Here is a 13,663-nt window from a genome sequence, read left to right as displayed (position 1 = left end):
GCCTGCGTTTGCCCATGGGGTGCGTTAAACTTTGGCAGCCATTATTTTTCCGTTGCCCGTGAGGCTTTGCATGCACTCCACCCATCGACCCATCGACTGGCGCCACACCCCGGCGGCCATCTGGCGTGGCCGTTCACAAACGCTGCGCCCCGTTCCTCACCCGGACCCGGTACGGCTGGACGACTTGCTCGGCATCGCCACCCAGAAAGCCAAACTGGTGCAGAACACGGAACGTTTTCTGGCCGGCCAGCCCTGCAATCATGTGTTGCTGTGGGGCAGCCGCGGCACCGGCAAGTCTTCCATCGTCAAAGCCTTGCTCAATGAATATTCCGCCCGCGGACTGCGCGTGATCGAGGTGGACAAGGATGATCTGCACGATCTGCCGGATATCGTTGACGATATTCGCGATCGCAGTCAGCGCTTCATCATTTACTGTGATGACCTGTCCTTCGAAGATGGCGAAAACCAGTACAAGCATTTGAAGAGCGTGCTGGAAGGGTCACTGGAGTTGCCGCCGGAGAACGTGCGCATTTACGCCACCAGCAACCGCCGCCATCTGCTCCCCGAATACATGAAAGATAACGAGCAGACCCAGGTGGTAAACCGGGAGCTGCATCACGGCGATGTGGTGGAGGAAAAAATCTCGCTGTCCGACCGGTTCGGCCTGGGGCTGAGTTTTTATCCGATCAATGAAGCCCAGTATTTCGAGATCGTCGACCACCTGTTCGGCGCAGTGGAAGACCGTGAACAACTGCACGTGCGGGCCCGGCGCTTTTCCATGGAGAAGGGCGTGCGCTCCGGCCGCACCGCGCGGCAGTTTTATAACCAGTTTGTGGGGGAATTTTAAAGACCCGCTGCAAGCAACAAGCTTCAAGCTACAACGCGAATCAGCCCTTGCAGTCTTGCCTGCACAGAAGTCGCGCCCAAAGCACCGGGCGCGACTTGAAGCTTGCCGCTGATCTACAACCGCTGAGCGGTGGCATCACAGATGTCATTCAACGCCTTGCGGGCTGCCGGAATCACCCCGCCCATGGAAATAAATCCATGCACCAGTTCCGGGTAATCCAGTGAGGTCACGGTGCTCCCCGCCGCACGCAGTTTTTCGGCGTACTCCAGGCCTTCATCCCGCAACGGATCCGTCGCGGTAATCACAATTGCCGGGGGCTGACCGGCCAGATCCGGGTTGCGCAGGGGGGAGATGCGATAGTCTTCGATCAGTGCCTGGTCCTGAATAAAATGGTCACGGAACCAGTGCAGCAAGGCCAGATCCAGCCCGAAACCCTGCCCCAGCGTCTGCACGGAAGGGTGGGCCAGGGCACCGTCCGTGGTGGGGTAGATCAACACCTGCAACGCCGGCAGCGGCAGGCCTGCCAGCTTGGCCTGTTGTGACACCACCGCACTCATGCAACCGCCCGCACTATCGCCCATCACCGCTAACCGCTGCGGATCCAGGCCCAGTTGAGCGGTGTTATCCAGCAACCAGCGCCAGGCGGCAAACGAATCATCCATGCCGGTGGGCGCAGGGTGCTCCGGGGCCAACCGGTAATCCACACTGAGCACCACCGCATTGGTGCGATCAGCAATATAGCGGCACAGCCGGTCGTACTCTTCCACGCCGCCCACAGTAAAACCGCCACCGTGAAAAAACAGAATGGCGGGAGCCACTCGCGGCGCATTGGCCGGGCGGTAACGACGCACCAGAATCTGGCTGCCGTCGTCCACCGTGACCTGGTGATCCACCACCACGGGGAGACGAATCGGCGCCACATCCAGCAGCGCGATCATCTCCCGGTAGGTTCGCCGGGCCTGCTCCACCGTGCCTGAATCCAGCGTTGGCTTGGCGCTGCTGAGTGCCAACAGAAAACGCAACCGCGCATCCAGATGCGAACGACTGTGGGTTTCCAGTCCGGCAGCAAAACGCGCCAGCACCGGGCCGGGTAACGTCATCAGGGCGCGTACAGTCGCCCGCTCAAAAACAGCAGGATTCATGAGTTCTCCTTATGCTGATCGCCAGACGCATGACGCCAAACGCAACACGCCAACACCAGACAACCCGCATCTTCTGGGGGCTTGGCATTACCGGTTTGCCTCAGGCATCAGGCTTCAAGCGTCAGGCGTTGTCTAAAAATACCATTCCAGGCCACCTTCGATGCCGGTGACGGTCAGGTACTCTTCATCGATGTATTGCATGTATTCCAGGGTCAGCCCCAGATTGAATTCCGTGCGCAGGCCAATGCCTGCACCAAAGGCCAGGCTGGTGTCGTCATTGCGGGCGGTATCGTCCCGGCAGCCCCGCGCATTGCATTTGCGCGTAACGGTTTTCACCTTCACATCTGCAACGCCGGCAAAACCCTGCACAAACAGGTTCTCTACATAGGGCAGGGCCACCGGTGACTTGAACGGGAAACGCCCGGTGGCCAGCAGTGCGCCTACGTGGTCTACGGTATAATCAACCTTGGTGCGGCTGTTTTCCGGCCGGTAGGTGTCCGGCGACGGCCCGGTGGCCGCGCGCAGCTCCACCCCCCAGTAGGGATTGACCATGCCACCCAGACGCAGGCCAACCCCGGAGGGCGTTACCTCCCGGCTGTCATAATCGAGATTGAGGTGCATCAGGTTACCGGCCACATAGGCGGAACGCTGATCCTGATAGTGGGCTACCGGGTCCGCCCACAGAGCGGGACTGAACAACAACCCGAAAAGCATCCAGTAACGCATTGCCTGTCGTCCTTTTTGTTATTGTTGGGATTATGCGCTTTGCTGATGCGCATCGACGGCCTGTTATACCATTGCCCGCGTGCAGAGTCTGGTCATCTGCGGCCTTTTTTCATCAAGCAAGAGGATTGTGATGTCGGTGTACACCCCGCTCAGCCACGCCCAGTTGGCAGACGTGCTGACGCCGTTCGGTTTCCAGCTGCGTGATTATCACGCCGCCAGCCACGGCATCGAGAACAGCACCTTCCTGATCGAGGCCCGAGATCGCCATGGTCAGCCCAGCCCGCTGGTACTCACCGTGTTCGAATCCCTGGACCCGACGGCCCTGGCGCCGTACCTGACCCTGCTGGAACATCTGGCGGAACAGCACCTGCCGGTCCCCGCGCCGCTGCCGGATGCCGACGGCAAGGACCAGATTACCGTGGCAGACAAACCCGCGGTGCTGATGCCCCGATTGCCCGGCCAGCACGATTTTGCTGTGGATGCGGATCGCTGCCGACAGGTGGGCACCTTGCTGGCCCGGCTGCACGCCAGCGACACAAGCTCGCTGCAGCCATTGACCAGCGAACGTGAGCGTCTACGTGACTTCTCTGACCACCTGCGCAGGCTCCCCGAAGCCGAGCGCGACACCGCCGCCGCCCTGCTGCATGACTGGCTGGCCCAGCCCGCCGGCAGCACCCTGATCCACGGCGACCTGTTTCGCGACAATCTGTTATGGGAAGACGGGCAGATCAGCGCCCTGCTGGATTTCTACAACGCCTGCCTGGATCACCCGGAATACGACCTGGCCGTGGCCCTCAACGACTGGTGTGTGGACGCCCATGGGCAGATCGAACCCGAGCGGGAACAGGCGTTGCTGTCTGCCTACCGGGAACAGGGCCGCAGCGTGGACCACAGCCGCCTGTGCGAAGCGCTGGCAGTGGCCGCGCTGCGATTCTGGTTATCGCGCCTGGCCGGCCCGGTGTCCGACCACAGTGAAGGGCAGGGCAGCAAGGACCCGGAGGAGTTTGCGCGGATTTATCGGCAGCGGCTGAAGGCGTTAACGGTGTAGAAAGAGAGACGCCGCACGCTACACGCCCCAAGCTACAACACGAACCACTGCCGCCCAGACCTGCAACGTTCGGCGCCGCGTCCAAACACGATGGGCGCGCTCTTTGTCGTAATGACAAGGCACAGAGTCTTCCTGCGCTGTAGCTTGGGGGCGGGGTAGCGTCCGGCTATGATGAGCCAGACAGAATCAGGTGATTCAGGTGCGCCAGGTATTCCTCTTCCTGCCATAACCAGGGGTAACTGGGGCACGCCAGCGAGGTGGGCGTCAGCGCTTCCACGCCCTGGGTCAGGGCATTCACCACCATCATTTCATGCAAGTCCGCCCACCCCGTGGGCAGCTTGCGCAAATCCTGTGGCTGGCGCACAAAGCCTTCGCTGATCACCGGCTGCAAGCGACGCAGTCGGGTGAATGCCATGCGCCGCTGCAACTGGTCTTCCAGACGCCGCTGCCAATGCATGCCGCCGGCGTCCAGCAACAGCTGCTTCATGGGATTGGCCAGCTTGCCCAGCAGGCCGGCGGCCGGCATGGACTCACCGCTGGCCAGCCGGTAGCGGGGGTCATCATCCAGCCACAAACTGAAATCGAGGAAATCCAGCTCACTGGTATCCAGCTGCCGCAACTGCTCACTGAGCGCCGCCGTGGTACTCAGCCCCACGGGCACAGACGGAAACAGGGCGTGCAAGGCGCGGGGAATATCGCGCAGATACTCTTCCAGACGTTCGCTGGCCGTAGCGGACCAGTGCGACGGCAGTGACCGTTCCGGGGAGCGCCTGAACACGCGCCGGGCGACCCCGTGCGCGTGAGGCAGCGACGGAAACTGATAGCAGAAGTCCAGCCCTGCCACGTCCCCCAGATACCCCCACTGCTCCACCAGCGACAGGGTTTCACTCCACACCGCCACAAAATCTTCCGGGCGACGCACAAAGGAACGGCGCGCGCGGCTGTCGTTGATAAAACGGCTGCTGAACCAGACCTTGAAGCCACGCTCGTGGGCCGACTGCAGTAGCTGCTGAAGCTGATGACGGATTTTCACTTCCACCGCCGGCGCGCCCTGGGGCATCAACTCGCAGCGGTCCATGTGGATACCGTTTTCCGGGGTGGCGATCAGGTGGGGGCAGGGGTCCAGGCGCAGGGTGTTAAAGCCGCGCCGCTCGGTCTCATCCAGCACGCGCTCCAACGAAGCATAGGCGCCATCGCGAATATCGCGCTGCAGCAGCCAGGATATATCCCAGCAGGCCATCGCCAATGGTTGTGCGTCGTGTTGCGCCATGCAGGTCTTACCGCCTTTTTAGATCAAGCGCATCAGCATACCCGTTTCGGAGGTTGCCTCAATGGCTCTACACCCTGTCACCCGCGTATTGACCCGCCTTGACACTCAACAGGGCGGTAAAAGTGCGAACCGATTCCCCCTTTCGCTCGAGAGCGCTATGATCAGAACCATGAAAACAATACTAAAAACACTGATTCTGGCCCCGGGCCTGGCCTGGGCGGCCGAGCAACTGCCGGACACCGCCCCGCCGGACGATGCGGCCCCGCAAACCCGGGAAAAAGGCCCCGCCCACCCCATGGATGGCGAGGAGATGGATTCCCTGTACCTGCAATCACCGGTGGAGCTGGATACCAGCGACGAGAACCGGGGGCTCAATGCCCTGAGTGCAGAAGCGCGCTATCTGGAAAACGAACAACAGGAAATGCGCCAGCGGCAGGCCGAAACCGTGCGCCCGGCGACGGTGCCAGAGAATACCCCGCCGCCCGCACCGCCTAACCTGATTCCGATACGCGACCTGTAAGCCGGCCCCACCCCATGCGGCAACCGCGTGCCGCTCAGAAGCCGGGCATTCAGCCGCGCGCCGCCCGCAGACACTGGGCGAAACCGGCGCTGAGCTCCGCTAACCAGGGCAAGTATTCCTGTTGTGGCGAATCACGGCCCAGCGGATCCTGCGGCTGGACATAACAGTCCGGGCACAAACGCTTGAGCAAGCCGGCCCGCGCCTCCGGTTCCTGCACCGCGCAACGCACCTGCTGATCACGCACCTGCCCTGCCAGAGTGACAAAACGCCGGCTGCCCGGCCCCGCATCCAGCTGTTCAGACACCACCAACGGCTCCGTCAGCCCCAGGCTCTCGCTCAGGTAGCCCCAGGGTTGGTGATAGCTCAGCCAGGGCACCTGGGCCAGCGGTGCCAACCGCTCGCGCTCCGCCTGCAACTGATCCGCGGCCGCCTGCTGCCACTGCTGCGGCTGCCCCGGCTGCAACCCCGCCGGAAAACGCTGGCCCACCGCCCCCGCCAGTAGCGCCATATTGTCCACGGACAACCACAGATGTGGGTCGGTGGTAGCGTCATGGCTGGTGCGCGGGTCATGATCATGGTCGTCGTGATGGTCGTGCCCGCCATTGCGCCGGTGCACCCCCTCCAGTCCCAGCAGGGCCACCGATGGCCCCTGGCGACGGGCCACCAGCGGTGCCAGCGGCGCCTCCACCCCGGCCCCCAGCCACACCATCAGATCGGCCTGCTGAACGGCCAGCGCCTGCCTTGGGGAGAGCGCCAGCTGATGCGGATTCTGGTTGGCCTGCAGCAGGGTCGTTACCGTGACGCTATCGTCATAAAGGCTGCGCAGCACCTTGGCCAGCGGCTCCACACTGGCCACCACCGTCTGACTCCAGGCGGGAGAGCAAAGCAACAGCAGAGTTGTTAACCAGAGACGACGCATGGGGTTCCTCATGTACGGCCAGACAAGAAGGAGCAAGTTGAAAGTTCAAAGTTTAAAAACGCGGGATGGCAGCGGTGCCAACCATCAAACCTTCGTGGTCGCGATTTCCTTCCCCCCAAGAGCGGATCGTTAGGGCCGTGCGGCGCGGCTGAAGCGGCTGCCGTGTGGCTCCGGACATAACCCGCGCTTTTGAACTTTAAACCTTGAACTTTCAACTCGCTCTCCGCCTTCAGTGCAGGCGAAAGAGCGGCAGTATATCATTGCGCCTTTGTACTTCGGGCCCTTTCTTATGTCAGAACCTCTTGTCACGGTGCAGTCGGTGTCCGTCACCCTCGGCGGCAATGCCGTGCTGTCTGACGTCAGCCTGACCCTGGCCCCCGGTCGCATTACCACCCTGATCGGTCCCAACGGGGCCGGCAAGAGCACCCTCGCGCGACTGGTGCTGGGGCTGGTGCAACCGGATAACGGCAACGGCAGCGGCGGCACCGTCAGCCGCCGCAAGGGCCTGCGGGTGGGCTACATGCCCCAGCACATCAAGATTGACGACAGCCTGCCGCTCACCGTGGATCGTTTTTTGTGGCTGGCCGCACCGGGGCCCACGGCCTCCCGGCGGGCCGCGCTGGAGCGGGCCGGGGTAGCACATCTGCGCCGGCGCGGTGTGCAGCAGTTGTCCGGCGGCGAGATGCAGCGGGTACTACTGGCCCGGGCCTTGTTGCGCAAACCAGACCTGCTGGTACTGGACGAACCCGCCCAGGGCGTGGACGTGGCCGGGCAAAATGCCCTCTATGGCCTGCTCAAGACCGTGCGCGACGAACTCGGCTGCGCCATTCTGCTGATCTCCCACGACCTGCACCTGGTCATGGCCGCCACCGACGAGGTGATCTGCCTGCAGCGCCACGTGTGCTGCTCCGGCAGCCCGGAATCGGTGAGCCGGGACCCAGCCTACCATGAGCTGTTCGGCCCCGGCGCCGGCACCCCGAACCTGGCGCTGTATACCCACGATCATGATCACGACCATGACCTGCACGGCAACGCCACCCATTCTCACGAGCACAGCCATCACCACGACCACGACGGGCCCTGCAACCATGATTGAACTGTTATTGCCCCCGCTGCTGGCCGGGCTCGCCGTGGCCCTGGTCTCCGGCCCCATGGGCGCCTTTGTGGTGTGGCGGCGCATGGCCTTTTTCGGCGACACCCTGGCCCACGGCGCGCTGCTGGGCGCGGCGTTGGGGCTGGCCCTGGATATCAGCCTGTACGTGGCGGTGGTGGCCGTCTGCCTGGGGCTTGCCGCTGCACTCAGTGGCCTGCAACGGCAACGGCAGCTGGCCGGCGACACCCTGCTCGGCATTGTCGCCCACACCACCCTAGCGTTGGGGGTGATTGCCATCAGCCTGCAAACCGGTATTCAGGTGGACCTGTTCGCTTATCTGTTCGGGGACCTGCTGGCTGTGGGTTGGCAGGATGTGATCGGCCTGTGGGTGGGCGCCATCGTCATCTTGCTGCTGATGTTGTGGCAATGGCGGGCGCTGCTCAGCATTACCGTCAACGAAGAGCTGGCCCAGGTGGAAGGCATCGCGGTGCAACGCACCCGGTTATTGCTGATGCTGTTGCTGGCCCTGCTGATTGCCGGCGCCATCCGTACCGTGGGCGTGCTGCTGATTACCTCGCTGCTGGTGATTCCTGCTGCCAGCGCCCGCCGGCTGACCCACACCCCTGCGCAGATGGCTGCAGTGGCCAGCGTGTTGGGTACCGCGTCGGTGCTGGCCGGGCTGGCGGTGAGCTGGTTCGCCAATACCCCGGTGGGGCCGTCTATCGTGGTGGCCGCCAGCAGTTTGTTTGTGCTGACGTTGCTGCGCAAACCCGTCTGACGGTTTCTCTCTGGACCTGTCGCGACCAGACATGCCTGATCGCCCTTCGGTCGATGCCGAGTTGCGCACGGTTCGCCCCCTGGAAGGGAGCTCCTTCGTAAAAAGGTTTTTCCGGAGTTTGAATGAATCTGACCCTTAACCAACGCATCTGGATGCTGGCCTGGCCGTTGTTGCTGTCGAACCTGACCGCGCCGCTGCTGGGGCTGGTGGATACGGCAGTGGTGGGGCACCTGGAGCATCCCCGCTATCTGGCCGCCGTGGCGCTGGGCAGCAACTTTTTCATGTTCCTGTATTTCTCGTTCAATTTCCTGCGCATGGGCACCACCGGGTTTGCCTCGCAGGCGCGGGGCGGGGAACGGGACACCCGGGTGGTGTTACTGCGTGGCTTGTTGCTGTCCGCGTTGCTCGGGCTCGGGTTGATTCTCATGTCGCCGCTGCTGCGTGATACCGGCCTGTGGTTACTGGGTGGCAGTGACGCGGTGCAAGACCTGGCGCAGGATTACATCAATATCCGCATTCTTGGCGCCCCCGCCGCGCTGGCCAACTTCGCCCTGATTGGCTTCGCCATCGGCACCCATAACACCCGCGTTCCCCTGAAAATGACCGTGCTGATGCACAGCACCAACGCGTTACTCGATGTGCTGCTGGTGCAGGTCTGGCACCTGGATGTGCGCGGCGTGGCCATCGCCAGCGCCTGTGCGGAATATGTGGGCCTGGCCGGCGGGCTTTTCTGGCTGCGCGCCGCCCTGCGCCCACCTGCCAACCGGGAAACCCTGTGGCAGCCGTCGGCGATTCTGGCGTTGATGGCAGTGAATCGGGATATTTTTATCCGCAGCCTGGCGCTGCTCACCTGCTTCTTTTTCTTCACCGCCCAGGGGGCCCGACTCGGCGATGCGACGCTGGCGGCCAATGCGGTATTGATTACTTTCTTGCTGTTGCTCAGCAATCTGCTGGATGGCTTTGCCAATGCCGCCGAGGCACTGGTCGGCGAGGCCCACGGGCAACGCGATCGTACGGCCTTCCGGGCCGCGGTGCGCGCCACCGGCCGCTGGACCGTAGGCTGCGCGGCGTTGGCGATGCTGGTTTTTGCTCTGGGAGGCGTGCCGTTGATTCACTTGCTCACCGACCTGCCATCGATCCGCGATACGGCGGTGGCCTATCTCCCCTGGATGCTGCTATTGCCACTCACCGCCAGTGCCGGTTTCTGGCTGGATGGCATTTTCGTGGGCGCCACCTGGGGAGCCGCCATGCGCAATACCATGTTGGTCGCAATGGGGTTGTTCTTTGCGCTATGGGCACTGACACGGGGCTGGGATAACCATGGCCTGTGGCTGACCATGAACGGCTTTATGGCCGGGCGGGGCATCTTGATGGGGTGGGTGCTGTGGCGTCGCACCACAGCACCCGGGCATACCGGTTAACGCGATACCCTAACGCTTCAGGGCACCATCACGGTCAAGCTTGCCTACCACGCTCTTGGCATAGCCTTCCGCACCGCTTTTCAGGTTATAGGGGTTCATGCTGCGGGACTGGGCCTGCCACACCGGCTTTTCCGTCTCGGCGTTATAAAGCTGGGTCTGCAGGTAGTAGTCAGTAGCATTCTGGTAGTAGCCGGGCTGATATACCGCGCTGTAGCTGTAACCCACATAGGGGCCGTAACCCAGGTACATGGGCGCCGACGCCATGGGCAGGTAGTCCACCGTGGGCGGCATGTATTCGTCACGCTCCTGGCTTTTCAGCAGGGTGATCACCATGACGCCATCGGAGCCGCTCTCTTTTACTGCCTGCTCCACCTTGCTGCGGAAATCCGCCGCCTGCTGGTTGGCTGCGGGCAGGGTGGCGCTGGCCAGCGTGGCGTCCACCTTGCGCTTGGCGAGGCTCTTCTTCACTTGCTGTTCCACCGCCGCAGAGGCCACTGCATTTTCTGACAGCACCAGCACATAAAGGTGGGCAAAGCTCGGCCGTGCTTCGCCGGTTTTGGTTTGCCAGGTGGAATTGGTTTCGGTGGTGGTGGCGCAGGCCGCCAGCAACAGTACCGCACAGAACGCAAAAACACGTTGAGCCATCAACATACACAGTCCTTGAGGCGAATGGATTGGAAAGCGCTTACAGACTACTGGGGTTCCCGGTTCAGGCCAAGGCCTGACGCGCGCCCGATGAAGGGAGAAAGGATTGTCGGGTTACGCCTTTCAGGCTCTCTGTGCCCTTGGGTAAACCCGACTACGGGGCTGATGCTATATCAGGGGGAGGAAAAGCTTGCGTGGATCGAATCTCCACACCGAAAAAGATAGCCCGTTCAGCCACCTTCGGCACTACTGTTCCAGCGGCTGCCCCATGTCACCCAGGAGAGTGAATTCTTCCGGTGTACCGGTTACCACCTTGCCATCACTGAAGAACCGGGCGGCCACAACCGGGACGCCGGCGGCCTGCTCGGCCTGGACGATGATCACGTAGCCCGAGGCAGCCTCGTTGCTGCCGCGGAATACCGCATACTGGGGGACCTGAATATCCAGTGGCTGGCCAATAATCAAACCATCTTCCTTGAACAGGAACACCGCATCGCCCGCACTGACATCCGCCTCGGTCGCAGCCCGACCGGAGACAAAACCATAAGTATCCAGCGGTGGCAGGGAAAGCGCGTCCCCTGCCTCGGCCACAGCAGCCACCGCCAGCAACGCAAGGCCAGACAACAAATGCTTCATGGTTATTTCTTGCCGCCGGGCATGATGAATTTCATCAGGGTCATGAACCACATAAGCTGGCCCGGGTCGCCTTCGATCTTGATATCACCGGCCTGCATGCCTTCCATAAAGGCCATCTGGTTCTTGCCCGCCACCTGCAGGGTGCGGAACGCGTAACCAGCATCCTTGAAGTTCAGGGTTACCGTAGGCTCACTGTGAATGCCGGCCTTGGATACCACCTTGCCGGGCATAAAGTGAAAGCTGCGCGCCGGCTTGCCCGCAAACGTCCGCCACTGCATCACCACATTGCGGTTCTCCAGTTGCTTTTGGAAGCCAGCGTTTCGCGACGCCAGCCAGCGCAGCCGCCAACCAAGCACCAGCAATACCAGTGAAAATTTCATGGACCGTCCTTAATCAAATCAGCAACACGCCACATGCTACACGCACCACCGGTGTGATGCGTGAAGCGTGTTGCGTCCCTACGGCATGACTGCCGGCAGTTCCTTGTTGAGTTTCATTTTCTCTTTCACCGCTTCACCGGTAAGGGCATAACCCAGCAGGCTGCCGTCCTTGCCGCGGAACAGTGCCTGCACGGTATTGCCATCCGCTTGCACTTCCCAGTCGCCTTCGCTGCCTTCCGCAGCAGGGCAGACCACCACCGGGCACGCCGGGGTCTTGATGGTCACCGGCATCACGCCGTAGCTGACTTCGGTGGTATCGCCGGCCAGGGTTTTCGCCAGGGCACGAGCAGAGGCCATCAGCGGCAGGACGTAGGGCAGCACATGGCCCTGCACTTCAGCGCAGTCACCCAGCGCATAAATGTCGTCCGCGCTGGTACGCAGGGTCTTGTCGGTGAGGATGCCGCGATTGGTGTCCAGGCCGGCTTCCTTGGCCATGCTGATACGCGGGCGCAGGCCAATGGCCGAAAGCACCACGTCGGATTCCAGTTTGCTGCCGTCGGATAGCTCGGTGACCAGTTGACCGTTATCGCCGTGGTGTACCGCCTTGGCCAGCGGGCCAAAATGGAACTGCACCCCCAGATCCGCCAGGCCACGGCCCACGGCTTCGGAGGCCTGCTCCGGCAACAGCAGCGGCAGGCAGCGCCCCATGGGCTCGACCAGGGATACCTGGAAACCACCGTTGGACAGGTCATTGGCGAATTCACAGCCGATCAGGCCGCCACCGAGGATGGTCACGGTTTTCTTGCCGTCCACCGCCGCGCGGAATTTGCCGTAATCCATCAAATCATTGACCGAGAACACCTCACCCACCGCGTCGCCTTCCAGCGGCGGGGTCCAGGTGTCGGCGCCCAGTGCCAGTACCAGCTTGCTGTAGTCCAGGTGGTCATCGGGCAGCAGCACGCGCTTGTTGGCGGCATCAATGCCGGCCACATGCACGCCGGTGCGCACGTCTACATTGAATTGCTCGGCCACTTTTTCCGGGGTGGCCATGCACAGGTCATCGGCGGTTTTTTCCTTGGTGAAACCGGCAGACAGCATGGGCTTGGAGTAGTTGCGGCCGTCGTCAGCGGTGAGCATGACGATAGGCGTTTCCTTGTCCAGCTTGCGGAATTCCTTGACGGTGTTGAAGCCGGCCAGGCCGGTACCGATGATGACAATAGGGTGCATGAGCAATCCTTAACGATTAATGGACGGGCGATGTGACTGACGCAGTGGCCTAGATTTCCACCATCTCGAAGTCTTCCTTGCCCACGCCGCAATCGGGGCAGACCCAATCTTCCGGCACGTCGTCCCAGGCGGTACCCGGTTCGATACCCTCATCGGGCAGACCTTCGGCTTCGTCATAGATGAAACCGCACACTACACATTCCCACTTCTTCATCGTGAACCTCATCGGTAAAAGTGAGCACTTGCTCACTACGCTACATACAGGGTGTATCTCGGGGGGCGTTAACCTATCGGCGTGCGGCGCAAAAATCAATGACAGCGGGCACTGTCATATTAGGACGCGAGGGCGCCGTTTCTCTTGCCCCCCGGGGCATTTGGCGACCGCTTGCTCTGTCGCAGGACATGGGCCATAGTCCTGCCGCCCGCGAAAGTACGCGATATCCTGAGAGAGCCATGCTGCCTGCCGCCCTGCATCCTGACAGCCTTTGGCGCCCGCTGGAACAGCTGGTGCTGCCCCCGGTTATTCGTGACTGGATGGCCGACCCGGACTCCCTGACCCGGCGCCTCAAGCGTCACGGCCACTTCAGTGTGGTGCCTGGCCTGCATGCCATCGCCTTTCCGCGGGCCGACGAACGGCAGCTGCTGGCGCTGCCTGTGCGCCGCGCCGCCCTGATCCGCGAAGTCACCCTGCACCTGGACGGCACCCCGGTGGTGGCGGCCCGCAGCGTGCTGCCACTGACCAGCCTGGCCGGCGCCAACCGTTCCCTCGGCCACATGGGCAGCCGCTCCCTGGGCCTGGAGCTATACAACCGCCCGGTATGCCAACGGGATCAGGTGTGGGCACGGCTGGCCTCACCGGGCCAGAATCACCCGGTGTGCTGGGGCCGGCAGTCGCGCTTTATCAAACGTGGCGCCCCCCTGCTGGTGGCCGAGTATTTTCTGCCGGCGTTGTGGGAGAAGGTGGAGGCAGAGGGGCTGCAAGGCGCAAACTCCAGGCAACTGCACGTCTAA

General features: G+C 62.3%; 16 protein-coding genes. 7 read left to right on the top strand and 9 right to left on the bottom strand.

The features are described 5' to 3' along the window. Nucleotides 1-70: 70 nt before the first annotated feature. Nucleotides 71-847, top strand: coding sequence for an ATP-binding protein (locus ADG881_RS11220; protein ID WP_007151617.1), 777 nt, complete (start codon nucleotides 71-73; stop codon nucleotides 845-847). A gap of 113 nt (nucleotides 848-960) precedes the next feature. Here ADG881_RS11220 and ADG881_RS11215 read toward each other — a convergent pair whose 3' ends face one another. Together ADG881_RS11215 and ADG881_RS11210 are read right to left on the bottom strand one after the other, a co-directional pair. Continuing rightward, on the bottom strand, nucleotides 961-1,989 hold the full coding sequence (locus ADG881_RS11215) for an alpha/beta hydrolase (RefSeq protein ID WP_007151635.1): 1,029 nt from the start codon (nucleotides 1,987-1,989) through the stop codon (nucleotides 961-963). Between the two features lie 132 nt (nucleotides 1,990-2,121). Continuing rightward, on the bottom strand, nucleotides 2,122-2,715 hold the full coding sequence (locus ADG881_RS11210; RefSeq protein ID WP_007151329.1) for an outer membrane beta-barrel protein: 594 nt from the start codon (nucleotides 2,713-2,715) through the stop codon (nucleotides 2,122-2,124). Nucleotides 2,716-2,845: 130 nt separating this feature from the next. Between ADG881_RS11210 and ADG881_RS11205 the strand changes: the two genes are divergently transcribed. Next, entirely contained in the window at nucleotides 2,846-3,763 is a 918-nt protein-coding gene (locus ADG881_RS11205) for a phosphotransferase (protein ID WP_007149782.1), read from the top strand. Nucleotides 3,764-3,929: 166 nt separating this feature from the next. On the opposite strand, the gene ADG881_RS11200 is transcribed toward ADG881_RS11205, so the two are convergent. Further along, nucleotides 3,930-5,033 carry a cellulase-like family protein gene (locus ADG881_RS11200; protein ID WP_039926643.1) on the bottom strand — a complete coding sequence of 368 codons (1,104 nt, stop codon included), beginning with the start codon at nucleotides 5,031-5,033 and terminating at the stop codon, nucleotides 3,930-3,932. Between the two features lie 169 nt (nucleotides 5,034-5,202). Here ADG881_RS11200 and ADG881_RS11195 point away from each other — a divergent pair, with 169 nt between their 5' ends. Then, complete coding sequence (locus ADG881_RS11195) at nucleotides 5,203-5,553, top strand: hypothetical protein (RefSeq protein WP_155131448.1); 351 nt, start codon at nucleotides 5,203-5,205, stop codon at nucleotides 5,551-5,553. A 49-nt stretch (nucleotides 5,554-5,602) separates the two neighbouring features. On the opposite strand, the gene ADG881_RS11190 is transcribed toward ADG881_RS11195, so the two are convergent. Beyond that, nucleotides 5,603-6,472: a metal ABC transporter solute-binding protein, Zn/Mn family gene (locus ADG881_RS11190; protein WP_007149126.1), complete on the bottom strand. Its 870-nt coding sequence runs from the start codon at nucleotides 6,470-6,472 to the stop codon at nucleotides 5,603-5,605. A 289-nt stretch (nucleotides 6,473-6,761) separates the two neighbouring features. Between ADG881_RS11190 and znuC the strand changes: the two genes are divergently transcribed. The 3 genes from znuC (at nucleotide 6,762) to ADG881_RS11175 (ending at nucleotide 9,764) form a co-directional block, all read left to right on the top strand. Next, nucleotides 6,762-7,568, top strand: a complete 807-nt coding sequence (znuC, locus tag ADG881_RS11185; protein WP_039927410.1) for a zinc ABC transporter ATP-binding protein ZnuC — start codon at nucleotides 6,762-6,764, stop codon at nucleotides 7,566-7,568. Continuing rightward, complete coding sequence (gene znuB, locus ADG881_RS11180; protein ID WP_007149437.1) at nucleotides 7,561-8,343, top strand: zinc ABC transporter permease subunit ZnuB; 783 nt, start codon at nucleotides 7,561-7,563, stop codon at nucleotides 8,341-8,343. The genes znuC and znuB overlap by 8 nt, the downstream gene beginning before the upstream one ends. A gap of 122 nt (nucleotides 8,344-8,465) precedes the next feature. Beyond that, nucleotides 8,466-9,764, top strand: coding sequence for an MATE family efflux transporter (locus tag ADG881_RS11175; RefSeq protein WP_007151032.1), 1,299 nt, complete (start codon nucleotides 8,466-8,468; stop codon nucleotides 9,762-9,764). Nucleotides 9,765-9,773: 9 nt separating this feature from the next. Here the strand turns inward: ADG881_RS11175 and ADG881_RS11170 are convergent, their stop codons facing one another. From ADG881_RS11170 to rd, 5 genes are all read right to left on the bottom strand, one after another. Further along, on the bottom strand, nucleotides 9,774-10,409 hold the full coding sequence (locus ADG881_RS11170) for a hypothetical protein (protein ID WP_230457673.1): 636 nt from the start codon (nucleotides 10,407-10,409) through the stop codon (nucleotides 9,774-9,776). Between the two features lie 246 nt (nucleotides 10,410-10,655). Then, the gene (locus ADG881_RS11165) at nucleotides 10,656-11,045 is read right to left on the bottom strand and encodes a hypothetical protein (protein ID WP_007150472.1); all 390 of its coding nucleotides are present in this window, start codon (nucleotides 11,043-11,045) and stop codon (nucleotides 10,656-10,658) included. Nucleotides 11,046-11,047: 2 nt separating this feature from the next. Further along, the gene (locus ADG881_RS11160) at nucleotides 11,048-11,425 is read right to left on the bottom strand and encodes a hypothetical protein (protein ID WP_007151199.1); all 378 of its coding nucleotides are present in this window, start codon (nucleotides 11,423-11,425) and stop codon (nucleotides 11,048-11,050) included. A gap of 78 nt (nucleotides 11,426-11,503) precedes the next feature. Beyond that, on the bottom strand, nucleotides 11,504-12,652 hold the full coding sequence (locus ADG881_RS11155) for an NAD(P)/FAD-dependent oxidoreductase (protein ID WP_007151307.1): 1,149 nt from the start codon (nucleotides 12,650-12,652) through the stop codon (nucleotides 11,504-11,506). A gap of 49 nt (nucleotides 12,653-12,701) precedes the next feature. After that, nucleotides 12,702-12,866 (bottom strand): rubredoxin, encoded by a 165-nt coding sequence (gene rd / locus ADG881_RS11150; RefSeq protein WP_007149887.1) that lies wholly within the window; start codon nucleotides 12,864-12,866, stop codon nucleotides 12,702-12,704. Between the two features lie 239 nt (nucleotides 12,867-13,105). On the opposite strand from rd, the gene ADG881_RS11145 reads away from it, so the two are divergent. After that, on the top strand, nucleotides 13,106-13,663 hold the full coding sequence (locus ADG881_RS11145; RefSeq protein WP_007149459.1) for a chorismate lyase: 558 nt from the start codon (nucleotides 13,106-13,108) through the stop codon (nucleotides 13,661-13,663).

Source organism: Alcanivorax sp. DG881 (assembly GCF_000155615.1).
In the GTDB taxonomy this organism is placed as follows: Bacteria; Pseudomonadota; Gammaproteobacteria; order Pseudomonadales; family Alcanivoracaceae; genus Alcanivorax.
The sequence above is the reverse complement of the archived record's forward strand: the minus strand, read 5'-3'. Positions and strand labels throughout refer to the sequence as shown.